General features: G+C 66.4%; 18 protein-coding genes and 1 pseudogene. 14 read left to right on the plus strand and 5 right to left on the minus strand.

Annotated elements, in window-relative coordinates; genetic code table 11:
- Positions 1 to 607: pseudogene (locus AZSI13_RS04815) on the plus strand (hypothetical protein); the annotation flags it as partial.
- Between the two features lie 222 nt (positions 608 to 829).
- Here the strand turns inward: AZSI13_RS04815 and AZSI13_RS04820 are convergent.
- Both AZSI13_RS04820 and AZSI13_RS04825 read right to left on the minus strand, forming a co-directional pair.
- Entirely contained in the window at positions 830 to 1,987 is a 1,158-nt protein-coding gene (locus AZSI13_RS04820) for a pyridoxal phosphate-dependent aminotransferase (RefSeq protein ID WP_109040051.1), read from the minus strand.
- A gap of 93 nt (positions 1,988 to 2,080) precedes the next feature.
- A complete protein-coding gene (locus AZSI13_RS04825) occupies positions 2,081 to 3,940 on the minus strand; it encodes a phosphoenolpyruvate carboxykinase (GTP) (protein ID WP_109040052.1) in 1,860 nt (619 codons plus the stop codon).
- Between the two features lie 445 nt (positions 3,941 to 4,385).
- Here AZSI13_RS04825 and AZSI13_RS04830 point away from each other — a divergent pair, with 445 nt between their 5' ends.
- The 3 genes from AZSI13_RS04830 (at position 4,386) to pbpG (ending at position 9,160) form a co-directional block, all read left to right on the plus strand.
- On the plus strand, positions 4,386 to 6,662 hold the full coding sequence (locus tag AZSI13_RS04830; protein ID WP_109040053.1) for an NADP-dependent malic enzyme: 2,277 nt from the start codon (positions 4,386 to 4,388) through the stop codon (positions 6,660 to 6,662).
- A gap of 165 nt (positions 6,663 to 6,827) precedes the next feature.
- Positions 6,828 to 8,015 carry a patatin-like phospholipase family protein gene (locus AZSI13_RS04835; RefSeq protein WP_109040054.1) on the plus strand — a complete coding sequence of 396 codons (1,188 nt, stop codon included), beginning with the start codon at positions 6,828 to 6,830 and terminating at the stop codon, positions 8,013 to 8,015.
- 116 nt (positions 8,016 to 8,131) lie between these two features.
- Positions 8,132 to 9,160, plus strand: a complete 1,029-nt coding sequence (gene pbpG, locus AZSI13_RS04840) for a D-alanyl-D-alanine endopeptidase (protein WP_109040055.1) — start codon at positions 8,132 to 8,134, stop codon at positions 9,158 to 9,160.
- Positions 9,161 to 9,338: 178 nt separating this feature from the next.
- Here pbpG and AZSI13_RS04845 read toward each other — a convergent pair whose 3' ends face one another.
- The gene (locus AZSI13_RS04845) at positions 9,339 to 10,067 is read right to left on the minus strand and encodes an IclR family transcriptional regulator (protein ID WP_235609679.1); all 729 of its coding nucleotides are present in this window, start codon (positions 10,065 to 10,067) and stop codon (positions 9,339 to 9,341) included.
- 262 nt (positions 10,068 to 10,329) lie between these two features.
- Here AZSI13_RS04845 and AZSI13_RS04850 point away from each other — a divergent pair, with 262 nt between their 5' ends.
- From AZSI13_RS04850 to AZSI13_RS04865, 4 genes are all read left to right on the plus strand, one after another.
- Positions 10,330 to 11,769 (plus strand): LutB/LldF family L-lactate oxidation iron-sulfur protein, encoded by a 1,440-nt coding sequence (locus tag AZSI13_RS04850; protein WP_109040056.1) that lies wholly within the window; start codon positions 10,330 to 10,332, stop codon positions 11,767 to 11,769.
- Positions 11,770 to 11,999: 230 nt separating this feature from the next.
- Positions 12,000 to 12,737 (plus strand): aldehyde dehydrogenase family protein, encoded by a 738-nt coding sequence (locus tag AZSI13_RS04855; RefSeq protein WP_109040057.1) that lies wholly within the window; start codon positions 12,000 to 12,002, stop codon positions 12,735 to 12,737.
- An 8-nt stretch (positions 12,738 to 12,745) separates the two neighbouring features.
- Positions 12,746 to 13,714 carry a D-2-hydroxyacid dehydrogenase gene (locus AZSI13_RS04860; RefSeq protein WP_109040058.1) on the plus strand — a complete coding sequence of 323 codons (969 nt, stop codon included), beginning with the start codon at positions 12,746 to 12,748 and terminating at the stop codon, positions 13,712 to 13,714.
- A 17-nt stretch (positions 13,715 to 13,731) separates the two neighbouring features.
- A complete protein-coding gene (locus AZSI13_RS04865; RefSeq protein WP_109040059.1) occupies positions 13,732 to 14,388 on the plus strand; it encodes a lactate utilization protein C in 657 nt (218 codons plus the stop codon).
- Between the two features lie 465 nt (positions 14,389 to 14,853).
- On the opposite strand, the gene AZSI13_RS04870 is transcribed toward AZSI13_RS04865, so the two are convergent.
- A complete protein-coding gene (locus tag AZSI13_RS04870) occupies positions 14,854 to 16,803 on the minus strand; it encodes a diguanylate cyclase (RefSeq protein WP_109040060.1) in 1,950 nt (649 codons plus the stop codon).
- Positions 16,804 to 16,919: 116 nt separating this feature from the next.
- Between AZSI13_RS04870 and dtd the strand changes: the two genes are divergently transcribed.
- The 6 genes from dtd to AZSI13_RS04900 all read left to right on the plus strand — a co-directional run bounded on the left by dtd (position 16,920) and on the right by AZSI13_RS04900 (position 23,088).
- Positions 16,920 to 17,390, plus strand: a complete 471-nt coding sequence (dtd, locus tag AZSI13_RS04875; RefSeq protein ID WP_109040061.1) for a D-aminoacyl-tRNA deacylase — start codon at positions 16,920 to 16,922, stop codon at positions 17,388 to 17,390.
- Between the two features lie 143 nt (positions 17,391 to 17,533).
- Positions 17,534 to 18,799, plus strand: a complete 1,266-nt coding sequence (gene hemA, locus AZSI13_RS04880) for a glutamyl-tRNA reductase (protein ID WP_109040172.1) — start codon at positions 17,534 to 17,536, stop codon at positions 18,797 to 18,799.
- A gap of 63 nt (positions 18,800 to 18,862) precedes the next feature.
- Positions 18,863 to 19,963, plus strand: coding sequence for a peptide chain release factor 1 (gene prfA, locus AZSI13_RS04885; RefSeq protein WP_109040062.1), 1,101 nt, complete (start codon positions 18,863 to 18,865; stop codon positions 19,961 to 19,963).
- Between the two features lies 1 nt (position 19,964).
- Entirely contained in the window at positions 19,965 to 20,834 is an 870-nt protein-coding gene (gene prmC, locus AZSI13_RS04890) for a peptide chain release factor N(5)-glutamine methyltransferase (RefSeq protein WP_235609675.1), read from the plus strand.
- A gap of 51 nt (positions 20,835 to 20,885) precedes the next feature.
- Positions 20,886 to 21,206 (plus strand): Grx4 family monothiol glutaredoxin, encoded by a 321-nt coding sequence (gene grxD, locus AZSI13_RS04895; RefSeq protein WP_109040063.1) that lies wholly within the window; start codon positions 20,886 to 20,888, stop codon positions 21,204 to 21,206.
- Positions 21,207 to 21,396: 190 nt separating this feature from the next.
- The gene (locus AZSI13_RS04900; protein ID WP_165833325.1) at positions 21,397 to 23,088 is read left to right on the plus strand and encodes a methyl-accepting chemotaxis protein; all 1,692 of its coding nucleotides are present in this window, start codon (positions 21,397 to 21,399) and stop codon (positions 23,086 to 23,088) included.
- Between the two features lie 48 nt (positions 23,089 to 23,136).
- On the opposite strand, the gene AZSI13_RS04905 is transcribed toward AZSI13_RS04900, so the two are convergent.
- Complete coding sequence (locus AZSI13_RS04905; protein ID WP_109040065.1) at positions 23,137 to 23,490, minus strand: carboxymuconolactone decarboxylase family protein; 354 nt, start codon at positions 23,488 to 23,490, stop codon at positions 23,137 to 23,139.
- Positions 23,491 to 23,632 lie beyond the last annotated feature (142 nt).

Here is a 23,632-nt window from a genome sequence, read left to right on the forward strand (position 1 = left end):
AAAGCCCGCCGCCAAGGCTGCTGCAAAGAAGGCTGCGCCGGCCAAGGCTGCTGCAAAGCCTGCCGCCAAGCCCGCCGCAAAGAAGGCTGCGCCGGCCAAGGCTGCTGCAAAGCCTGCCGCCAAGCCCGCCGCAAAGAAGGCCGCGCCGGCCAAGGCCGCTGCAAAGCCTGCCGCCAAGCCGGCCGCGAAGCCCGCTGTCAAGGCTGCTGCTCCCAAGGTTGCTGCGAAGCCCGCTGCCAAGCCTGCAGTGAAGAAGGCTGCACCGGCCAAGGCTGCTGCGAAGCCTGCCGCCAAGCCCGCTGCGAAGAAGGCCGCGCCGGCCAAGGCCGCTGCGAAGCCTGCCGCCAAGCCGGCCGCGAAGCCCGCTGTCAAGGCTGCTGCTCCCAAGGTTGCTGCAAAGCCCGCTGCGAAGCCGGCTGTGAAGAAGGCCGCTGCACCCAAGAAAGAGGCCGCCAAGGTCGAAGTGACAAAGGTCGAAGCCCCGGCTGCTCCCGCCGCCGAGCCCGCTCCGGCTCCTACGCCTTCCACCGCGGCCACCCCGGGTCTCAAGACCGCCTTGAACCCTGCCGCTGCCTGGCCTTTTCCTACCGGCTCCCGCCCGAAGTAATCGGCCTGCAAGGCACAACGGACAACGGTCCCCCTGACGGGGGGCCGTTGTTTTTTTTGTCTCTGTTTTTTGGGTGGGCGGGATGTGGCGAAGCCAGGCCCAATGGTCTTCTGCCGGGTGTTCTGCCAGCAGCTACGATGTTGCGAAGCCAGGGGAATTGACAGCAGCCGGGTCGGCAGCAGATGGGGTGGCTAGGGCCTTAGCGGCTGACCAGGCGAGGGATTAACCAATGAGTTGGCGAATGCGTGCGACGCCTTCGGCCAGCCTTTCCCGGCTATTGGTGTAGGCAAAGCGAACATGGCTGGCGGCCAGGTGTTGGCCGAAGTCGATGCCGGGAGTAATGGCGACACCACTTTCTTCCAGTACCCGGCGCGCGAAGGTGAAGGAGTCGTCGGTGAGGGCGCTGCAATCGGCGTAAAGATAGAACGCTCCCTGGGGGCGGGCGGTGATGCGGAAGCCGATGGCCTCCAGGGCCGGAGCCAGGTAATCCCGGCGGGCCTTGAATTCGCTGCGACGGCTTTCCAGCAGGGCAATGGTCTCGGGGTGAAAGGCCGCCAGAGCGGCATGCTGGGCCGGGGTGGAGGCGGAGATGAACAGATTCTGGGCCAGCTTCTCCACATCCCGCACGAAGGCTTCGGGAATCACTAGCAAGCCCAGGCGCCAGCCGGTCATCTGGAAATACTTGGAGAAGCTCTGCACCACGAAGATGTCGTCACCGGCGGCCAGGGCCGTGGGAGCATCGCCTTCGTAAGTGAGGCCGTGGTAGATCTCGTCGATGATCAGCTGGCCGTTGCGCTGCCGCATGAAGTCGGCCATGGCCGCCAGTTCGGCGGCGCTAAGCATGGTGCCGGTGGGGTTGGCGGGGGAGGCGAAGAGGGCGCCCCGGGTCTGGGGCGTCCAGTATCTTTCCAGATCACCCAGGGTCGGCTGGAAGTTGCTTGCCGGGCCCACCGGAATATTCACCGGTACTCCTTCAAAGGCGCGCACGAAATGGCGGTTGCAGGGGTAGCCCGGGTCGGTGAGCAGCCATTCGCTGCCGGGGGCGGCAAGGCAGGCCAGCGCCAGGGTCAGGGCGCCGGAGGCGCCAGCGGTGATGGCGATGCGCCGGGCCGGTACTTCGACGCCGTAGCGTTCCCGGTAGAAGCGGGAGATGGCTTCCCGCAGTTCCGGCAAGCCCAGGGCCGGGGTGTAGAAGACCTTGCCGTCCTCCAGAAAATTGCGGGCGGCGGCGAGGATGGGCGCCGGGGTGGGGAAGTCCGGTTCGCCCACTTCCATGTGGATGATGTCCCGTCCCTCGGCCTCCAGTTCCTTGGCCCGGGCGAGCAGTTCCATGACGTGGAAGGGGGCAATGTCGGCAAGGCGGGGGGCGGAGACGGGCATGGGATATTCCGTGGGGCGGTTGGGGCAAAAGAGTGGGGCAAAAAAGAAAGGCCGCCCGGGGGCGGCCTTCCATCCTAGCGCAGCTGTGCCGGCTTAAGCGACGTCCTTGAACAGGCCCAGTTCAAACAGTTCGCGCTTCAGGGTCAGTTCCTTGGGCAGCTTCTCGCCCAGCTTGTCGAACCATTCCTTGTGCAGTTCCAGTTCCTTCTGCCAGGCATCCGCATCCACGGTGGTCAGGGCATCGAACTCGGCCTTGTTTACGTCGGTGCCGGTCCAGTCGATGTCCTCGAAGCGGGGCATCCAGCCCAGCTTGGTTTCCTTGGCGGCGATGGTGCCCTTGCAGCGTTCGACGATCCACTTCAGCACGCGCATGTTGTCACCGAAGCCGGGCCACATGAACTTGCCTTCTTCGTCCACGCGGAACCAGTTCACGCAGAAGATCTTCGGGGTGGCTTCCACCGTGTGGCCCATCTTCAGCCAGTGGTTGAAATAGTCACCCATGTGGTAGCCGCAGAAGGGCAGCATGGCGAAGGGGTCGCGACGCACCACGCCCTGGGCGCCGAAGGCGGCAGCGGTGGTTTCCGAGCCTAGGGTGGCAGCCATGTACACACCGAAGTTCCAGTTGAAGGCCTGGTACACCAGGGGCACGGTGGTGGCGCGGCGGCCGCCGAAGATGAAGGCGGAGATGGGCACGCCGGCGGGATCTTCCCAGGCCGGGTCGATGGAGGGGCACTGGGCGGCGGGGGCGGTGAAGCGGGAGTTGGCGTGGGCAGCCTTGCGACCGGCCTTGCCGTCTTCCGGGGTCCAGTCCTTGCCCTGCCAGTCGATCAGGTGAGCCGGGGCTTCCTTGGTCAGACCTTCCCACCACACGTCGCCATCATCGGTCAGGGCCACGTTGGTGAAGATGATGTTTTCCTTCAGGGTGGCCAGGGCATTGAAGTTGGTCTTCTCGCTGGTACCGGGGGCCACGCCGAAGAAGCCGGCTTCCGGGTTGATGGCGTAGAAGCGGGTGACGCCGTCGGCATCAACGCGGGGCTTGATCCAGGCGATGTCGTCGCCGATGGTGGTGATCTTCCAGCCGTTAAAGGACTTGGGCGGGATCAGCATGGCAAAGTTGGTCTTGCCGCAGGCGGAGGGGAAGGCGGCAGCTACGTAGGACTTTTCGCCTTCGGGGGATTCCACGCCCAGGATCAGCATGTGTTCGGCCAGCCAACCCTGGTCACGGGCCATGGTGGAGGCGATGCGCAGGGCGAAGCACTTCTTGCCGAGCAGGGCGTTGCCGCCGTAACCGGAACCGTAGGACCAGATTTCCCGGGTTTCGGGATAGTGCACGATGTACTTGGTGGTGGGGTTGCAGGGCCACTTCACGTCTTGCTGACCGGGTTCCAGGGGGGCGCCCACGGTGTGCACGCAGGGCACGAACTCGCCGGAGGTGCCCAGCAGTTCGCTGACGGCCTTGCCCATGCGGGTCATGGTGCGCATGTTCACGACCACGTAGGCAGAGTCGGTGATCTCGATGCCGATATGGGCGATGGGGGAACCCAGGGGGCCCATGGAGAAGGGAATGACGTACATGGTGCGGCCCTTCATACAGCCCTTGAACAGGCCGTTGAGGGTCTCGCGCATCTTGGCGGGCTCTTCCCAGTTGTTGGTGGGGCCGGCGTCTTCCTTCTTCTCGGAGCAGATGTAGGTGCGGTCTTCGACGCGAGCCACATCGGAAGGATCGGAGAAGGCCAGGTAGGAATTGGGGCGCTTGGCTTCGTTGAGCTTGATCAGGGTGCCGGCCGCGACCATTTCGGCGCACAGGCGGTCGTATTCCTCCTGGGATCCGTCGGCCCAATAAACACGGTCAGGCTGGGTAAGGGCGGCGATTTCGGCAACCCATTTCTTCAGGCCCTCGTGTTTCACGTAGTCGGGAGCGTTGATCGGGGCGACGGTGTTGGAAGTACTCATGGTCTCCAGGTCTCCAGGAAGAGGTAAAAAATCCAGAAAGGGGAAAAGAGAAATCAGGACGGGTAAAACGAAAACGCCCGACCTTGGTGAGGGCGGGCGAGTCGAGCGCGTGGTGCGTAGTCCTGGTTTTCCTGAGTGCGGCTCTTCTTGAGGAGCGACCGTTTGTTCGCTGTAGGGCACGCGCGGCGACACACGGCGCAGGAGGCGCCGCTGTCGACGATCGCAGGTGCGTGGAATTTCTCCGCTCTGCGAGGATTTGCCGTGAGAAACATGCTCGGCTTGGTTGTGGCGCGGTGAGCCCTTGACTACAGTGAATGAATCGGCGGGATTCAGGAAAGCGCGGGATTATGCCACAGGATCAGGGCAATAGAAACTCGACTATGGGGGATTACCCTGATATATTCTTTCGTATCGTGAAATCATTTTTTGCATAGTGGATCGAGCCATGGACAATAAGCAGCTGCGCGAAGCCGCCCTCTACTACCATCGGAATCCCAAGCCGGGAAAAATTTCCGTTCAGCCCACCAAGCAGCTGACCAACCAATACGACCTTTCCATGGCCTATTCCCCCGGGGTGGCCGCCGCTTGTGAAGAGATCGTCGCCAACCCTGCCGAAGTCTCCACCGTCACCGCCCGGGCCAATCTGGTGGGCGTCATCACCAACGGCACCGCTGTGCTGGGCCTGGGCAACATCGGCCCCCTCGCCGCCAAGCCGGTGATGGAAGGCAAGGGCGTACTGTTCAAGAAATTTGCCAACATCGACGTCTTTGATCTGGAAATCGAACAGCGCGACCCGGACAAGCTGATCGAAACCATCGCTTCCCTGGAGCCCACCTTCGGCGGCATCAACCTGGAAGATATCAAGGCGCCCGAGTGCTTCTACATTGAGAAGAAGCTGCGGGAACGGATGAAGATTCCCGTCTTCCACGACGACCAGCACGGTACCGCCATCGTGGTCGGCGCTGCCATCCTCAACGGCCTGACCTACCTGGGCAAAGACCTGAAGGACGTCAAGCTGGTCACCTCCGGCGCTGGCGCGGCTGCCCTGGCCTGTCTCGACCTGCTGGTGATGCTCGGCGTGCCGGTGGAGAACATCTGGGTCACCGACATCAAGGGCGTGGTCTATGAAGGCCGTGTCGAAGAGATGGACGAGATCAAGGCCCGCTACGCCAAGCACACCGACGCCCGCACCCTGGGCGAGGTCATCGAAGGTGCCGACGTCTTCCTCGGCCTGTCCGCCGGCGGCGTGCTGAAGCAGGAGATGGTGGTGAAAATGGCCAAGAATCCCCTGATTCTGGCCCTGGCCAACCCCACCCCGGAAATCCTGCCGGACCTGGTGAAGGAAGTGCGCAACGATGCCATCATCGCCACCGGTCGCTCCGACTACCCCAACCAGGTAAACAACGTCCTCTGCTTTCCCTTCATCTTCCGCGGCGCCCTGGACGTTGGGGCCACCACCATTACGGAAGAGATGAAGCTGGCGGCGGTGAAGGCCATTGCCGAACTGGCCCGGGCCGAGCAGAGCGAAGTCGTGGCCGCCGCCTATGGCGAGAAGGTTTCCGCCTTCGGCCCTGAATACCTGATCCCCAAGCCCTTCGATCCCCGCCTCATCGTCAAGATCGCTCCCGCCGTGGCCCAGGCGGCCATGGATTCCGGCGTCGCCACCCGGCCCATCACCGACTGGCCCGCCTACCTGCAGAGCCTCAACGAGTTCGTGTACCACTCCGGCCTGATCATGAAGCCGGTGTTCGCCCAGGCCAAGGCCGCCCCCAAGCGCATCATCTATGCCGAAGGCGAAGACGAGCGGGTGCTGCGGGCCGTCCAGGTGGTGGTGGAAGAGCGCATCGCCCGCCCCATCCTCATCGGCCGCCCGGCCATGATCAACGCCAAGATCGAAGCCGCCGGCCTGCGCATCCGCGAGAGCCTGGACTTCGACATCCTGGACCCGGACAACAACCCGCGCTACGACGAGTTCTGGCAGGAATACCACCGCCTCATGGAGCGCAAGGGCGTCTCCCTCGATTACGCCAAGCGCGAAGTGCGCCGCCGCCACACCCTCTGCGGTTCCCTGGCGGTCAAGCTGGGCATGGCGGATGGCCTCATCTGCGGTACCTTCGGCCGCCACCAGTTGCACCGCTACTATGTGAAGCACGTCATCGGCACCCGCCAGGAGGCGAGCAGCTACTACACCCTCAACCTGCTGATGCTGCCCGGCCGCACCGTGTTCATCGGCGACACCTATGTGAACTACGACCCCACCGCCGAGCAACTGGCGGAGATGACCCTGCTGGCCGCCGAAGAAGTGCGCCGCTTCGGCATCGTCCCCAAGGTGGCCCTGCTTTCCCATTCCACCTTCGGGACCGACGACTCCCCCACCTCCATCAAAATGCGTAAGGTGTTGCAACTGCTCGAAGAGCAGGCGCCGGACCTGGAGGCCGAGGGCGAGATGCATGGCGATGCGGCCCTGGACGAGCAGATCCGCCTGCAGGCCTTCCCCAACTCCCGGGTCAAGGGCCAGACCAACCTGCTGGTCATGCCCACCCTGGATGCGGCCAACATCTCCTTCAATCTGCTGAAGACGGCCGCCGGCGACAACCTGACCGTGGGGCCCATCCTCATTGGTACGGCCAAGCCGGTGCACATCCTCACCCCCACGGCCACCGTGCGCCGTATCGTCAATATGACGGCCCTGACGGTGGTGGATGCCGGCACCGCGCGCTGAGCGCAGCGTCCCGGTTCTTCCCTCGCGCCCCGGAGTGATCCTCCGGGGCGTTTTCATGGGGGCTGCCCCCTGTCGTTCAGTACCTGAAACCGCGGCTGGCCGGAGAGGCCCGTCCCTGCTGCATCGCAACGTGATCCCACGCCGGGGCCGCTTTACACTGGGCCCATGGCTGATGCAGACCCAAACCCCCCGTCCCTATTGCCTTCCGGCGGTGCCGACCCGGCGGGAAGCACCGCCCTGGTGCTCTCCGGTGGCGGCGCCCGGGCGGCCTATCAGGCTGGGGCCCTGCAGGCCATCGCCGAGTTGCTGCCCGATGGCACCCGCAATCCCTTCCCCATCATCTGTGGCACCTCTGCCGGGGCCATCAATGCCGCCACCCTGGCCTGCGGCGCCGAGAACTTCCGCGGTGCCGTGCATCGCCTGGTGGAGGTCTGGCAGACCATGGAGGTGCAGCGGGTCTATCGCAGCGACGCCCTGGGCATCGGCCTGGCCGGCGCCCGCTGGCTGGGCGCCCTGGCCCTGGGCTGGCTCATCCGCCGCAATCCCCGTTCCCTGCTAGACAACGCTCCCCTGGCCGAGCTGCTGGCGGATCTGGATTTTGCCGGCATCGACCGGGCTGTCGGCTGCGGTGCCCTGCGGGCGGTGAGCATCACCGCCTCCGGCTACGGCTCGGGGCAGAGCGTCAGCTTTTTCCAAGGACAGTCCGCCATCGAGCCCTGGCAGCGAGCCCAGCGGGTCGGGGCGCGGGCGCGCCTGAGCGTCTCCCATCTCATGGCCTCCTGCGCCATTCCCTTCATCTTTCCCGCTGTGCGGCTCAACCGGGAATGGTTTGGTGATGGTTCCATGCGCCAGCTGGCCCCCATCGCACCGGCCATCCACCTGGGGGCAGCGCGCATCCTGGTGGTGGCGGCGGGGCGCCTGGGGCAGGAGCAGCAGGCCCGGGGCGGCGGCGACGATTACCCCTCCCTGGCCCAGGTGGCTGGCCATGCGCTGTCCTCCATCTTCCTCGACGGCCTGGCGGTGGATATCGAGCGCCTGACCCGCATCAATCGCACCCTGGCCCTCATTCCCGAGGCCCAGCGCCGGGAATCGGGTTTGGCCCTGCGGCCCTTGCGGACCCTGGTGCTGGCGCCCTCCGAGCGCCTCGACCATCTGGCGGCCCGCCACGCCCGCAGCCTGCCCTGGCCGGTCAAAGCCCTGCTTTCGGGGATTGGCGCCCTGCGCCGCAACGGTGGTGCCCTGACCAGCTATCTCCTGTTCCAGGCCGAATACACGCAGGCCCTGATGGCGCTGGGCTACCGGGACACCCAGGCCCGGGCCGGGGAGGTACGGGCTTTCCTTGATCTGGATTGAAACCTGTTGAATCGCTTAAGAAAAATGCGCCATCCCATTATTTTTCTTGAAGTATTAAGTTCCTTGATTAAACTGGCGTAAAATCTCGGTAACCCGACACCTCGCAGGAGATCCAGATGCGGAAGACGTTCATTCCCGCACTGCTGCTGGGCTTCGCGGCTGTTTCCCTGGCCGTTCCCCCGGCTGCCGAAGCTGCCCAGCCCAAGGCACGCAAAACCCAGAAAAGCACGGCTGGCGCCAAGCCCGCCAAATCCCTCAAGCCTGCCAAGGCGGCTCCCGCTGGCGCGGCCAAACCCAAGGTCGTTTCCCAGGCTGTCCCGTCTTCCCGCGCCGCCAGCGTGCATCGTGCCTCCGCCGTGCCCGCCGACTTCGGCGAAGCCCAGCGCCTGGCCGTGCAGTCCAGCGCCGCCCTGGTGCTGGATCAGGGCAACGGCGAAGTCATCTACCAGAAGAACGCCTCCGCCGTGGTGCCCATCGCCTCCATCACCAAGCTGATGACGGCCATGGTGGTGCTGGATTCCCAGCCGAATCTCGCCGCTTCCGTGACCATCGGCGAAGAGGATATCGACACCCTCAAGGGCAGCCGCTCCCGTCTCTCCGTTGGCACCGTGCTGACCCGGGAACACGCCCTGCTGCTGGCCCTCATGTCGTCCGAAAACCGGGCGGCCCACACCCTGGCCCGGCATTATCCCGGCGGCCTCCATGCCTTCGTCGAAGCCATGAACCGCAAGGCCCGTTCCCTGGGCATGATGAACACCCATTTCGAAGACCCCACGGGTCTCACCAGCAATAACGTCTCCACCGCCAATGACTTGGCCAAGATGGTGGCGGCCGCTCATACCTATCCCCTGATCCGGGAATTCTCCACCACCTCCGGCGCCCTGGTGGAAACCAGCGGCCGCATGCTCGAGTACCACAACACCAACGCTCTGGTGAAGAGCAGCACCTGGGATATCGGCCTCTCCAAGACCGGTTACATCCAGGAAGCCGGCAAGTGCCTGGTGATGCAGGCCCGGGTGGCCGAGCGGCCGGTGGTCATCGTGTTGCTGGATTCTGCCGGCAAGATGACTCGTATCGGCGACGCCAACCGCATCAAGCGCTGGATGGAAAGCGCCTCCCTGGGGCGTCGCACCAGCCGCGCCTGATGCTTGCCTCATGATCAGCTGATCCTCCACCGGATCAGCTGTCCAGCAAAAAGGCCGCGCAATGCGCGGCCTTTTTCTTTGCCTGTCTTCCTGCTTGGCGTTCCCGCCGGCGGGGCCGGTGTTGTCCGGAACCCCGCTCGCCCAGATGGGTGCAGGGCAGGGCGCCGGCCGCGACCAGTTACTTGCGCGGCTTGCTGTAGCCCAGGGCCTGGGCGATGGTGTCGGCGGTTTGGCGCACTTCGTCTACCCAGTCGGGCTTGTGGCGGTCCGTCGGGGCGGAGACCGAGAGGCAGGCGACCAGATGGCCTTCGTCGTCGTGGATGGGGGCGGCGACGCACTTCAGGCCGATTTCCGCTTCCTCATTGTCGAAGGCAATGCCATGGCGGCGGATCTTCTCCAGTTCCTTTTCCAGGGCGGCCAGGGTGGTCAGGGAATGGGGCGTCTTGCCCGGCAGGCTGGTGCGCTTGGCGTATTCCTTCACTTCCTGGGCGCTGGCTTCGGCGAGGAAGAGCTTGCCGACGGAGGTCAGGTGCAGGGGGGCGCTGCCGCCCACCAGATAGACCACCCGCACCAGGGAGCGGCCGCTGGAGGTGCGTTCGATATAGACGATTTCGTCGTCGCGGCGCACGCCCAGGTTCACCGCCTCGCCAATGGTCTCGTGCAGGGTCTGCATATAGGGCAGGGCCACTTCCCGCAGATTGATGCGGGACTTCACCAGATTGCCCATTTCCAGCAGGCGGATGCCGAGGCGGTAAGTGCCGGGCTCCTGGCGCTCGACGAAGCGGGCCTGGGTCATGGCCGCCAGGATGCGGTGGGCGGTGGAAGGGTGGAGCTGGGTGGCCTGGGACAGCTGCTTCAGGCTGGCCGGATCCGGCTGGGCCGCCAGGGCATCGAGCAGGGACATCATGCGCTCGATCACCTGGATGGAGTTGCGGCTCTCCGGCTTTTCCGTGCCGGCCTTGGTGGCCGGGCGGGTCTTTCCTGCGCTGCTGCTAGCATTTTCTGCCATGTTCTCTCGGTCGCTTTCTTTTTGCACCCTGTGGTTGCTGACCAGGGGCACTATAATTCGGCTTTTGTTGCCGTGACGACCAATTTTCGCATTATGGAATTGTGCGCCGCAATATTTTTTTAACTGTCGGGAATTTTCCCCGCTTCTAGAAACGCCTGCCGTGGAAGTCAAATCCCTCCAATTCAAAGCCCGGGCGGCCGAACGCCTGGCCGATCCCGCCCTGCAATCCAAGCTCAAGGGAGCCAAGCAGCTCTTCGTTGGGGGCCGGGCCCGGGTCGTCGCCGAGTTTGATCAGGTCGGCCAGGCCGGCGATTTTGAAACCCTGCGGGGCGTCGGTGCCGATATTCGCGATACGGTGCTGGATGACCTGGATGCCTGGCTGGAGATTTTCGAAGCCCGCGCCACCGCCGGCGGTGCCACCGTGCTGTGGGCCCGGGACGGCCGGGAAGCCCAGAAGCTGATTGTGGACATCGCCAAGCGTCACGGCGTGAAAAAGGTCATCAAGTCCAAATCCATGCTTTCGGAAGAGGCCGGCCTCAACGAAGGCCTGGAGGCTGCCGGCGTGCAGTCCGTGGAAACCGATCTGGGCGAGTACATCCTGCAGCTGGCCAAGGAGCCGCCCTCCCACATCCTGGCGCCGGCCATCCACAAGAACAAGGAAGAGGTGGATGAACTCTTCGCCCGCTACCACGGCCGGCCCGTGACGCCCGCCGGGCAGATCGACATTCCCGCCCTGACCCGAGAGGCCCGGGTGGCCCTGCGGGAGCACTTCCTCTCCGCCGACATGGGCATTTCCGGCGGTAACTTCCTCATTGCCGAAACCGGCTCCGTCGCCCTGGTCACCAACGAGGGCAATGGCCGCATGGTCACCACCCTGCCTAAGGTGCATGTGGCGGTGGTGGGTATCGAAAAGCTCATTCCCAGCCTGGAAGACCTTTCCGCCCTGTTGCGCCTGCTGCCCCGCTCCGCCACTGGCCAGACCATTTCCAACTACGTTTCCCTGCTCACCGGCCCCCGGGCCGAAGCCGCAGAGGAGGGCCCCGAGCACATGTATTTCGTGCTCATGGACAACGGCCGTTCCAGTCTGGTGGGCAGCGACTTTCAGGAAATGCTGCGCTGTATCCGCTGCGGCGCCTGCATGAACCACTGCCCGGTGTACCAGAGCATCGGCGGCCACGCCTACGGCTGGGTCTACCCCGGCCCCATGGGCTCGGTGCTGACGCCCCTCTACAATGGCCTGGAGAAGGCGCCGGACCTGCCCCAGGCCGCCACCCTGTGCGGCCAGTGCAGCGTCGTCTGCCCGGTGAAGATTCCCCTGCCGGAACTGCTGCGCAAGCTGCGGGAAAAGCAGATGGAAGGCGGCCTGCGCTCCTGGCAGGAAAAGTGGTCCCTCAAGGCCTGGGGCTTCTTCGCCGCCCGGCCCCGGCTTTATGCCCTGGCTACCGGCATCGGCGCCCGGGTGCTGAAGGTCATGGGTGGTGACGAGGGGCGTATCGAGAAGCTGCCCGGCCTGGCCGAATGGAGCCGCGGCCGGGATTTTCCGGCGCCCCAGGGCAAGACCTTCCGCGAACTGTACGCCGCCCGCAAGGATCTCCATTGATTTCCCGCACCTCCGTAGTCCCCGCATTCCGCCGTGCCCTGGGCCCAGCGATGCCGGGCACGCCCGGTGTTCCCCCGGCCTTGAAGGGGATCAAAGGTTTCCCCGCCGGCCCGGGCTATGCTGCGGGGCCTGCGCCTGAAGCCGGCCGTGAAGCCGGCTGCCCCCACCCTGAAACCCTTGCCGCTCACTGCGGCGATCCAGATTTTTGAAAATTTCCGAGGACTGCCTCCATGATGACCTCCCCCAACGAAGCCCCGGCCCTGCCCCTGTGGATCGGCGGCCGCGCCTATCTGACCATGGCCCCGGTGTTCCGCGACATCCAGAATCCCGCCGGCGAAGTGGTGCGCAAGGTGCCCCTGTGCGGTGCCGACGAGGTGGCAACGGCGGTGGATAACGCCCGCCTGGCCCTGGCTGCCTGGTCTGCTGCCGATGTGGAAACCCGGCGGGGCTGCCTCAACACCGTGGCCGACAGCCTGGATCGCTATACCGGCCACTTCGCCAAGCTGCTGGTGGAAGAAACCGGCTGCGACCCGGCCGTGGCCCAGGCCGAAGTGGCCGCCACCATCGCCTGCCTACGCCAGATGCCGGCCCCCCACGGTGCCGCCCGCCTGGTGGCCGCCGTCAGCGACAACGTGGCGCCCCTGCTGTCGCCCGCCGCCCTGGCCGCCTCGGCCCTGGCCGCCGGCGCCGTGGTGGTGCTCAAGCCCAGCCCCCTGGCGCCGTCCTGCGCCCTGGCCGTGGCCGAACTGTTCACCCGCGCCGGCCTGCCCGATGGCGCCTGCAACCTGGTGCAGGGCGACGAGGCCGTGCTGAAGGCCATGGCCGAACACCCCGGTGTCGACCTGCTGGCCTTTGCCGGCGCTGCCGATCTGGCCGAGAAGGTGCAGGGCGTGGCCGGCAGCCGGCCTGTGGTGGCCCTGGCCCCGGCGGCCGTTACCGCCACCCTCCAGGCTGCCCTGCAGGGCTGAGGGGCGGCATGCAGCGCATCGTCTATCTGGAGCGGGAATCCATCCGCGCCGAGGTGCGGCGTCCCGCCTTTGCCCATGAGTGGGTGGAATACCCTCGCACCACGGTGGACGAGTTGGAAGCCCGGCTGGCCGGCGCCACCATCGCCATCGTCAACAAGCTGCCCTTCACCGACGGGCTGATGTCCCGCCTGCCCCAGTTGAAGCTGGTGGCGGTGGCCGCCACCGGCACCAACAATGTGAATCTGGACGCGGCCCGCCGCCTTGGCATTGCCGTCACCAACATTCGCGGCTATGCCGCCCATACCGTGCCGGAGCATGTCTTTTCCTTGCTTCTGGCACTCTCCCGCAACCTGCTGGCCTATCGCCAGAGCCTGGCCGCGGGGCGCTGGCAGCGTTCCGAACAGTTCTGTTTCTTCGACCACCCGATCCGCGACCTGCACGGTGCCACCCTGGGCATCGTCGGCAGCGGTAGCCTGGGCCAGGGCGTCGCCCGCCTCGCCGCCGCCTTCGGCATGAAGGTACTGCTGGCCGAGCGCAAGGGCGCCGCCACGGTGCGCCCCGGTTACGTGGATTTCGCCACGGTGCTGGCCGAAGCCGACGCCCTGAGCCTGCATTGCCCCCTGACCGATGCCACCCGCCACCTGATCGGCGCGGCGGAGCTGGCGGCCATGAAGCCCACCGCCCTGCTCATCAACACCGCCCGGGGCGGTCTGGTGGACGAGGCGGCCCTGGCGGCCGCCCTGCGTGAAGGACGCATCGCCGGCGCCGGCTTCGACGTGCTGACGGCGGAGCCGCCGACGGACGACAACCCGCTGCTCTCGCCGGACCTGCTGGCCGCCCCCAACTTCCTGCTCACGCCCCATGTGGCCTGGGCCAGCGCCCCGGCCATGCAGGCCCTGGCCGACCAGCTCATCGACAATCTGGAAGCCTTTGCCCGGGGCGATCTGCCCCCCGGCGCCGGCAACCGCGTCGCCTAAAGGATTCAGGAGTTTTCATGTCTGCCCGCAACGACATTCTCAACCGCCTGGGGCAACGCCTGGGCGCCGACCAACTGGCCGCCCGCCGTGCCCGGGCCGAAGCCGCCCTGGCCGCCCACATCGGCCAGCCCCAGGGCCCCCGGCCGACCCCCGGCGCCGATCTGCTGGCGGAATTCCGGCGCCGCGCCGAATCCCTGGCCAGCACGGTGGAGGTCGTCTCCACCTGGGCCGACGCGCCGGCTGCCCTGGCCCGTTACCTGGCGGAAAAGGATTTGCCGCGCCAGGGCGTGGCCTGGCCTTCCCTGGGTCATCTCGACTGGGCCGGCGCCGGCCTGGAGATCCGCCTCGGTGCTGCCCGGGGCGACGACCGGCTGGGTATCACCAGCTGCTACTGCGCCATCGCCGAAACCGGCACCCTGATGCTGCTGGGGGAGAGCGACACCCACGCCGTTACCAGCCTGCTGCCGGAAACCCACGTGGCCCTGGTGCCCGCCTCCCTGCTGCTGTGGGGCATGGAAGAGGGCTGGGCCAAACTGCGGGCCGAACGGGGCACGCCGCCCCGGGGCGTCAATTTCGTTTCCGGCCCTTCCCGCACCGGCGACATCGAGCAGACCCTGGTGCTGGGTGCCCACGGCCCCTACCGGGTACATCTGATCCTGCTGCAGGATTGCTGAAGCGGCAGGCTGCTGCGTCGGCCTGCGGGATGCTCAGGCCTCCCCGCCGGGTGCCGTCGTTCCTGAAAATCAAATGGGGCGTGCCCGGAGGGGCAAGCAGGGCGCGGCTCTTCCTGGTATTGCCGCGGAGAGCCAAGCAGGACGCCACGCTCCTGGGATGTCCGCGCCCCTGTTGCCGTTCCGGCCGGTTTTGGGGCGGCCCCTGAGCGTCTGCCGAGCGTCCGCGGGCTGACCCGCCCTGAGGCTTGGGGGCGCCCGCTTGGGGCGCTGACCTTGGCACGGTGCCGGTGTGGCGCCGTTATGGCGCTGGTGTGGTGTTGGCGTTGATGGCGCCGCCAGTGGGGCTGCCTGCCCCGCATTCCCTGTGTTCCCCTTCCCCCACCGTGCTTCTCTCTGCCACCCAGGCTGGCGACCCCGTCCCGCCCGGCCTGGGCCGGATGATTTCCCGCATCCGCGGCGTCGGCCTCAGTCCGGGTTGCCGCTGCCGTAGAACTGGTAGTTGTCGCGCCCGGCGGTCTTGGCCTGGTACATGGCGGTGTCCGCCCGTTGCAGCAGGGTGTCGAGGTTTTCCCCATCCCGGGGGAAGAGGCTGATGCCGATGCTGGCGCTGCTGTGCAACTCCAGTTCCCGCAGGTGGTAGGGCGCCGCCAGGGCCTCCTCCAGCCGCGCCGCCATGCGCCCGGCGTCCATCGGGTCCCCCAGCTGGGGGGCCAGCACCACGAATTCGTCACCCCCCAGGCGCACCGCCAGATCCATCTCACGCACCGTGGCCTGGATGCGCCGGGCCACTTCCATGAGCAGGGCATCCCCCAGGTCGTGGCCGTACTGGTCGTTGATGGCCTTGAAACGGTCCAGGTCAATGAAGAATACGGCGGCACCATCGTGGCCCCGCCGGGCCTGGGCCAGCAGGCGCTCGGCCTCGGCCACCAGGGCGGCCCGGTTGGCCAGGCCGGTGAGGGGGTCGTGGTGGGCCTGGTGGGTGATACGGTTTTCTGCCGCCTTGCGTTCGCTGATGTCTTCCAGGGTCCAGATGACGCCCTTGGCCGGTTGCTCCGGGTCGGCCCGGGTGGCGGTCATGCGGCTCCAGAAGCAGTGGCCATCCTCCCGCCGCCAGGGGGCCTCCATGCGGAAGGGGCGGCCGGAGCGCAGGGCCTGGGCGAGGTTTTCCCGCAGTTCCGGCAGGCGTCCCAGATCTTCCAGGGCCGGTTCCCAGGGCTGCTCCAGCAGCTCCCGGCGGTTGCCGCCGATGAGGGCGAAGAAGGCGTCGTTGCCCCAGATCAGGCGGCCATCCTGGGTGAGGAAATGGCCGTCCGGGGCGGTGCGCAGGATGGTCTCCCGCTCCTGCAGGGCGTCGTGCAGGCGCTGGGCCTGGAGCCGGGCGCGGATGGCGCTGGCGGCTAGGCCACCGAAGAGCAGGGTGGCGGCAATGCCGGTGATGAGGAGATACCAGGAGAGGGCGAGGGCGGTGCTGTCCTCCGGGGCGGTGAGGGCGCTCACCTTGAGCCGCCACAGGCGGCCGCCGTATTCGATCTGCTCCTCGTAGGTGTGGGCGCCGGGGGGGCTGCAATTGCGGCCCTGGCGGCAGTTGCTGTAGAGCAGCTGGGGCGCCGCCCGTTCATTGATGCTGCCCATGTCCTCCGCCGTCAGTTGCAGGGGCTCCCGGGCGTCGAGCACCTGGTCGAAGAAGGTGTCGAGGACGAAGGAGGCGGAGACCGTGCCCTTGAGCCGTTCGATGCGGCGGGGGCCGCCCTGGGGCGGCGGGAAGACGGGCATGTTGAGCAGGATGGCGGGCCGGCTCGGGTGCTGGGCCAGGTTGATCGGGCCGGTGGCGCTGAAATCGTGGCGCAGGGCGTAATCCACGGCGTTCTGCCGGGGCCGGTCGGTGTAGAGGTCGCGCCCCAGGGCCCGGGCGTTGTCGATCAGGGGCTCGATGTATTCCACCACCAGATGGTGGGGGGTGTCGCCGGGCGGAAAGACCTGGAAGGGCGGCAGGTGGGGCGCGCTCTGGGCCAGGGATTTGGCGGTGCGGGCGGCGAAGGCCGGCAACTGTTCCGGGGTGACATAGCGGTTGAAAGCCATGGCCCGCAGGCCAGGGTAGTTGCGCACCAGATCCAGGGCGTTGATGTAGCCGGAAAATTCCTCCCGGGTGACCTCGTCGGAAGAGAGGAAGAGGCCGCGCACGGAGTTGAGCCCGGCCCGGTAGAGGTTGAGGTGGAACTGGGTCTGCCGCACCAGGCGCTCGGCCTGTTGCTGAAATTCCAGTTCCTCGTTGTGGCGCAGGCGGTCTGCGGCGGTTTGCCAGAGCAGCAGGGAATAGACGATGCCGACGGCCAGGCCGGTGGCCACCAGGGTATAGGCGAGGGCAGGGCGGAGGATGCCGCGAATGTGGCCGGGCAGGCGCGGAGTGGCGGGCATGGGCGGGCCGGCGAAAGAGATGCCCCATTCTAGGAACGGCCAGGGGCGTGGACAATATGCGAAAGGGCGTACGTCGGCTTTGCTACACTGCCCCCTTTTTTCGACGGGGTTTTGCCATGCGTGTCGTGCTGCAACGGGTACGCTCCGCCGCCGTGCGGGTGGAAGGCGCGGTGGTGGGGGAGACCGGCCCGGGCCTGTTGCTGCTGGTCGGCGTGGAAGCGGCCGACGGCGAGGATGCCGAAGTAACGGCCGCCGGCATGGAGTGGCTGGCCGGCAAGCTGCTGCGCCTGCGCATTTTCTCCGACGCCCAGGGCGTCATGAACCGCAGCCTGGAGGAAACGGGTGGTGGCATCCTGGCGGTCAGCCAGTTCACCCTCTTTGCCTCCACCCGCAAGGGCAACCGGCCTTCCTGGAGCCGGGCGGCGCCGCCGGAGGTGGCCCGTCCCCTCTTCGAACGCTTTGTCGCCCTGCTCGAAAGCCGCCTGGGGCGTCCCGTGGCCTGCGGCGTCTTCGGTGCCGACATGCAGGTGGAACTGGTCAATGACGGCCCGGTGACCCTGCTGCTGGACAGCCGGCAGCCAGAATGAGGCCGCTGCGGGGAGAAGTGGCAGCGCCCTTGATGTTCATCAGAAAAGCCCCTTGGGGGGGCGGTGTTATAATCCGCCCCAGTTTCTGAGCCGCCTGCTTCCCGCCTACCTTTCCCGCACAGCTCCTGCCCATCCCCATGTCCCTGGCCCTCTTCACGCTCGGTATCAACCATCACTCGGCACCCGTTTCGGTGCGCGAGCAGGTGGCGTTTCATGCCGAGACCCTGACCGAAGCCCTGGCCGGGCTGGTGCAGGCCAAGCCGGTCAAGGAAGCGGCGATCCTCTCCACCTGCAACCGCACCGAGCTGTATTGCGCCACGGATACGCCGGAAGCGGCCGCCGACTGGCTGGCCGAGTACCACCGCCTGCCCCGCAGCACCATCCAGCCCTACTTGTACACCCTGCCCCAGCCCGAGGCTGTGCGCCACGCCTTCCGCGTCGCCTCCGGCCTCGATTCCATGGTCATCGGCGAGCCCCAGATCCTGGGCCAAATGAAGGATGCCGTGCGGGTGGCGGAAGAGGCGGGCACCCTGGGCACCATGCTCAACAAGCTGTTCCAGCGCTCCTTCGCCGTGGCCAAGGAAGTGCGCAGCACCACCGCCATCGGTGCCAACATCGTTTCCATGGCCGCCGCCGGCGTGCATCTGGCCGAGCGCATCTTCGAATCCGTGGCCGACCAGCGCATCCTCTTCATCGGCGCCGGTGAAATGATCGAGCTGTGCGCCACCCACTTCGCGGCCCAGAAGCCCAAGCAGGTGACTATCGCCAACCGCACCGTGGAGCGCGGCCAGGCCCTGGCCGACCGGCTCCAGGCCGACGGCATTGCCACCACCGCCATCCGCCTCGATGCCCTGGCCGAGCACCTGCCCCAGTTCGACATCGTGGTTTCCTGCACCGCCAGCCCCCTGCCCATCATCGGCCTGGGTATGATGGAGCGCACCGTCAAGGCGCGCCGCCACAAGCCCGTCTTCATGGTGGATCTGGCCGTGCCCCGGGATATCGAGCCCGAGGTGGGCGAGCTGGACGACGTTTTCCTCTACACCGTGGACGATCTGGCTCAGGTGGTGGAAGCCGGCCTGGAATCCCGCCAGGCCGCCGTGGTGGAAGCCGAATCCATCATCACCACCCAGGTCGGCCAGTTCCTGCACTGGCTGGATACCCGGGACAGCGTGCCGGTGATCCGCGCCCTGCGCGATTCCGCCGAGCGCATGCGCCGCCATGAAATGGAACACGCCCTGAAGCTGCTGGCCCGGGGCGAGAACCCGGAAAAAGTGTTGCAGGCCCTCTCCCAGCGCCTGACCAACAAATTCCTCCATGCCCCCACCCAGGTCCTCAGTCAGGCCGGGGAGGAGCGGGGCGACCTGCAGCATCTCATCACCCGCCTCTTCCACCTGCACCACGGCGAATAGGGCCGCGGGCGCCCGGCGCCCGGCCTGCTGCCGTGGGTGGCTGTCGTCTATTGATTGCCCAGAATGAAACCCAGCATCCGCGAAAAGCTCGAACAACTGACCCGCCGCCTCGAGGAGGTGGATGCCCTGCTGTCCAGCGAGGAAGCCACCAAGGACATGGACCAGTTCCGCAAGCTGACCAAGGAGCGGGCCGAACTGGACCCGGTAGTGGCCCTCTACGCTGCCTTCCGCCAGGCCGAAGGCGACCTGGCCGCGGCCCAGGAAATGCTGGCGGACCCGGACATGAAGGAACTGGCGGAAGAGGAAGTGGAAGCCGCCAAGGCCCGCCTGCCGGAACTGGAAGTGGACCTGCAGAAGCTGCTGCTGCCCCGGGACCCCAACGACGAGCGCAACATTTTCCTGGAAATCCGGGCCGGTACCGGCGGTGACGAATCCGCCCTGTTCGCCGCCGACCTTTTCCGCATGTACAGCCGCTACGCCGAGCGCCAGCGTTGGCAGGTGGAAGTGGTTTCCGCCAGCGAATCCGACCTGGGCGGCTACAAGGAAGTGATCGTGCGCATCGCCGGCAACACTTCCACCGGCCTGGGCGCCTATTCCAAACTCAAGTTCGAGTCCGGCGGCCACCGCGTGCAGCGGGTGCCGGCCACCGAGACCCAGGGCCGCATCCACACCTCCGCCTGCACCGTGGCGGTGATGCCCGAGGCGGACGAAGTGGCCGACGTGGACCTCAATCCCGCCGACCTGCGCATCGACACCTTCCGCGCCTCCGGCGCCGGCGGCCAGCACATCAACAAGACCGATTCGGCGGTGCGCATCACCCACCTGCCCACGGGTATCGTCGCCGAGTGCCAGGACGGTCGCTCCCAGCACGCCAACAAGGCTTCCGCCATGCGGGTGCTGGCGGCTCGCATCAGGGATGTGCAGGTGCGCGAGCAGCAGGCCAAGGAGGCTGCCACGCGCAAGAGCCTGGTGGGCAGCGGCGACCGCTCCGAGCGCATCCGCACCTACAACTACCCCCAGGGCCGCATCACCGACCACCGCATCAACCTGACCCTGTACAAGCTCGACTACGTCATGGACGGCGACCTGGAGGAACTGACCTCCGCCCTCCTGGCCGAGCATCAGGCCGAACAGCTGGCCGCCCTGGCCGCCGAGCAGGGCTGAGATGGCCGCCGGTAAAGCCGCTCCGGCCGCCGCCCCGGGCGACAGCACCGGCCTGACCCGCCGCCAGGCGGTGGAGCAGGTGCGTCGCCGCATCGCCCCCCTGGATGCCCGGCTGCTGCTGCAATACTGCCTGGGTATCAACCATGTGGAGTACCTGACCCGGCCCGACGCACCCATGGCCGCCGCCGACGGCGAGACCTTCATGGCCCTGGTCATGCGCCGGGAACGGGGCGAGCCCCTGGCTTACCTCACCGGCGAGAAGGAATTTTTCAGCCGCAGCTTCAAGGTGACGCCCGATGTGCTGATCCCCCGGCCTGACACCGAGCTGCTGGTGTTGCTGGCCCTGGAACGCCTGAAAAGCCTGACCTGGCCCCGGGTGGCCGACCTGGGTACCGGCAGCGGTGCCATTGCCGTGAGCATCGCCTGCGAATGGCCCGAAGCCAAGGTGACGGCGGTGGATGTGTCCCCTGCGGCCCTGGCCGTGGCGGCCGAGAATGCCGAGCGCCTGGGCGGCCGGGTTGAATTCCGGCAAAGCGACTGGTTCGCCGGCCTGGCCGGTGAGCAGTTCGAGCTGATCGTCTCCAACCCGCCCTATGTGGCGGCCCAGGACCCACACCTGTTGCAGAACGGCCTGCCCTTCGAGCCCAACGGGGCCCTCACCGATGGCGGCGACGGGCTCTCCTGCCTGCGCGCCATCATTGCCGGGGCGCCGGCCCATCTGGTGCCCGGTGGCTGGCTGCTGCTGGAACACGGTTACGACCAGGCGGCCAGCGTGCGCGAACTTCTCGCCGCCGGCGGGTTCCAAGAAGTCGGTTCCTGGCGCGACCTGGCCGGCATCGAGCGGGTCAGCGGCGGCAGGCTCAAGGATTAACCCTCTCAATCAACACTGATCAACATTGAATCATCGACTGGAGTAAGTAGCGTGGACGTACAAGATCTGATCAAGGAACAGGTAACTGGCAACCCGGTAGTGCTCTACATGAAGGGCACGCCCCAGTTTCCCCAGTGCGGCTTTTCCTCCACCGCCGTGCAAATCCTCAAGGCCTGTGGCGTGAACAAGTTCTTCAGCGTGAATGTGCTGGAGAACGCCGATATCCGCCAGGGCATCAAGGATTACGCCAACTGGCCGACCATTCCCCAGCTCTACATCAAGGGCGAATTCGTCGGTGGCTGCGACATCATGCGCGAGATGTACCAGGCCGGCGAACTGCAGCAACTGCTGGAAGGCGTGGCCGAGGCCTGAGCGCCTCCCGCTGCACCGCATCCCCTGAAAACGCCGCCTTCGGGCGGCGTTTTCTTTGCTGTCTCGCCGACGGCATAGGTGATTGTCATGAAGTTTTGGTTTTTACTGCCCGGAATTGATCTGGATTATGTTTTTGTACTATGCCCAGGCGCCAAATGGCCGGCTTGTACAAAAAGAGCAGGAAAACAACATGGCGCTGCGAATGTCGGTCGGAGGACGCCTGACGCTGGGCTTCGGTCTATTTACGGTCATGCTGGCCCTGGCGGTGGTGGTGGCCCTGCAAGCTCTGGCCGATGTAAACAGCCAGGTAGACAAGATGGCGGAGAAGGACTGGCAGAAGGTGGTGATGGCCAAGGACATCGCCAACGCCGCCAACGACGTCGCCCGCACCATGTTTTCCCTCTTCCACGACACCTCCCGTCTGGCGGAGCAGAAGCAGAAGATCGCCCAGTACCGGGACCTGGTGACCCAGCGCCTGGATACCCTGGAAAAACTGCTTTATCGCCCCAAGGGCAAGCAACTGGTGGCGGAGGTGCGGGCTCGGCGCCAGGCCTTTGCCGATACTTACCCCCAGGTCCTGGAACTGCTGGAGGCCGGCCGGCGGGAAGAGGCCACCAAGCTGTTCGCCAGCGAGGGCATGCCCCGGCTGGAAGCCTATGTAAAGACCGTGGATGCCTTTGTCGCCTTCCAGGGCGAGCTGTTCGAAGAATCCGTCGTTGCCGCCCGGGAAACCTATGCCGACGCCCGCAACCTGATGCTGGGCTTTCTGGCTATCGCCGTGGCCCTGGCCACCGGGCTGGCCTTGTGGATCATTCGCAGTGTGACCCGCCCCCTGGGCGGCGAGCCGGAGGAGGCCAAGGCCCTGGTGCAGCGCCTGGCCGAAGGCGATCTGACGGCGGAGGTGCGCCTGCACCACGGCGACCGGGGCGACAGCCTGGTGGGCGCCTTGGCCGCCATGCGGGACAGCCTGCGAGCCCTGGTGGGGGAAATCCAGGACAACGCCAGCCAGGTATCCGACGCCGCCCGGAACCTCTCCGTCAATTCCGTGCAACTGGCCCAGAGTTCCGCCACCCAGAGCGAAGCCACGGCGGCCATGGCGGCGGCGGTGGAAGAGGTGACGGTCAGCATCGCCCAAGTCAGCGATAGCGCCAGCCATACCCATGCCATTTCCGACACTACCGGCCAGCTTTCCGGCGACGGCCACGAAATCATTCATCGCACCGTCGAGGAAATGCGCGGCGTGGCCGAGGCCGTAGGGGGCGCCGCCCAGTCCATCGAGGCCATGGGCAGCCGTTCCGACGAAATTTCCAGCGTCGTGCAGGTGATCCGCGCCGTGGCGGAACAGACCAATCTGCTGGCCCTCAATGCCGCCATCGAGGCGGCCCGGGCCGGCGAGGCCGGACGGGGCTTCGCCGTGGTGGCCGACGAAGTGCGCAAGCTGGCCGAACGNTGCCCTGGCCACCACGGAAATCAGCGAAATGATTGCCGGCGTGCAGGAAGCGGCGCGGCAGGCGGTGGCCGCCATGGGCGGCGCCACCGCACGGGTGGAGCAGGGAGTGAGCATGGCCGAGAAGGCCAGTGGCTCCATGCAGGCCATCCGCGCCAGTTCGGCGGAAGTGGTGGCGGCGGTGAATGTCATTGCCGATGCCCTGCGGGAGCAGAAGCACGCTGGCAGCGACATTTCCGCCAATGTGGAGAAGGTGGCCCAGATGGTGGAAGAGAACAGCGCCGCCACCCACGAAGCGGCCGATACGGCCCAGCGCCTGGAGGAACTGGCCCAGTCCCTCCACGGCTCCCTGCGGCGCTTCCGCCTGGAGGGCGGCCGTGCCTGAGGGGCGTGGGCAGGAGCAAGGCGCGTAAGGCGAAGGTTGGGGAAAAGTAGGGTGAACAGTAAGACGGGAATTCAGGCCGGGAGCGCAGCAGAGGCGGCTTAGGCCTGCAGGCGGGCCGTCAGCTCTTCGTAGGCCCGCACCGCTTCGGCGGCATACATCAGGGTGGGGCCGCCGCCCATGTAGGCGCAGATGCCCAGGGTTTCCATCAGCTGCTCGCGGGTGACGCCGAGGCGGATCAGGGCCTTCACGTGGAAGCCGATACAGGCGTCGCAACGGCTGGCGATGCCGATGGCCAGGGCGATCAGTTCCTTGTGCAGTTCATCGATGGCACCGCCCTTGAGGGCGGCCTTGGCCAGGGCGTTGAAGCCCTGCATGGTGTCGGGGATATCTTCCCGCAGGGTGCCAAGGGCCTTGGATACATCGCTGGTAATGGTGACGAAAGACTTGCTCATGGGGTTCTCCTCAAATATTAGCGTTTGCTGAATTTGAGAATAGCGCCGCCTTTCCAGGCCTGTCTGTGACCTGGGTCACCTTGGCCCCGCCCAGCCTTCCCGGGGAGGATCGAATCTGGTGCCTGTTCACCGTCGCCCTGCA

The sequence above is a fragment of the Azospira sp. I13 genome, from assembly GCF_003112695.1.
In the GTDB taxonomy this organism is placed as follows: domain Bacteria; phylum Pseudomonadota; class Gammaproteobacteria; order Burkholderiales; family Rhodocyclaceae; genus Azospira.

Coding starts and splice junctions, on each gene's coding strand:
- AZSI13_RS04830 (WP_109040053.1), top strand. CDS start 4,386: ATGGACAATAAGCAGCTGCGCGAAGCCGCCCTCTACTACCATCGGAAT.
- AZSI13_RS04905 (WP_109040065.1), bottom strand. CDS start 23,490: ATGAGCAAGTCTTTCGTCACCATTACCAGCGATGTATCCAAGGCCCTT.
- prmC (WP_235609675.1), top strand. CDS start 19,965: ATGGCCGCCGGTAAAGCCGCTCCGGCCGCCGCCCCGGGCGACAGCACC.
- dtd (WP_109040061.1), top strand. CDS start 16,920: ATGCGTGTCGTGCTGCAACGGGTACGCTCCGCCGCCGTGCGGGTGGAA.
- AZSI13_RS04865 (WP_109040059.1), top strand. CDS start 13,732: ATGTCTGCCCGCAACGACATTCTCAACCGCCTGGGGCAACGCCTGGGC.
- AZSI13_RS04820 (WP_109040051.1), bottom strand. CDS start 1,987: ATGCCCGTCTCCGCCCCCCGCCTTGCCGACATTGCCCCCTTCCACGTC.
- AZSI13_RS04855 (WP_109040057.1), top strand. CDS start 12,000: ATGATGACCTCCCCCAACGAAGCCCCGGCCCTGCCCCTGTGGATCGGC.
- AZSI13_RS04860 (WP_109040058.1), top strand. CDS start 12,746: ATGCAGCGCATCGTCTATCTGGAGCGGGAATCCATCCGCGCCGAGGTG.
- prfA (WP_109040062.1), top strand. CDS start 18,863: ATGAAACCCAGCATCCGCGAAAAGCTCGAACAACTGACCCGCCGCCTC.
- pbpG (WP_109040055.1), top strand. CDS start 8,132: ATGCGGAAGACGTTCATTCCCGCACTGCTGCTGGGCTTCGCGGCTGTT.
- AZSI13_RS04845 (WP_235609679.1), bottom strand. CDS start 10,067: ATGATGTCCCTGCTCGATGCCCTGGCGGCCCAGCCGGATCCGGCCAGC.
- AZSI13_RS04825 (WP_109040052.1), bottom strand. CDS start 3,940: ATGAGTACTTCCAACACCGTCGCCCCGATCAACGCTCCCGACTACGTG.
- AZSI13_RS04835 (WP_109040054.1), top strand. CDS start 6,828: ATGGCTGATGCAGACCCAAACCCCCCGTCCCTATTGCCTTCCGGCGGT.
- AZSI13_RS04870 (WP_109040060.1), bottom strand. CDS start 16,803: ATGCCCGCCACTCCGCGCCTGCCCGGCCACATTCGCGGCATCCTCCGC.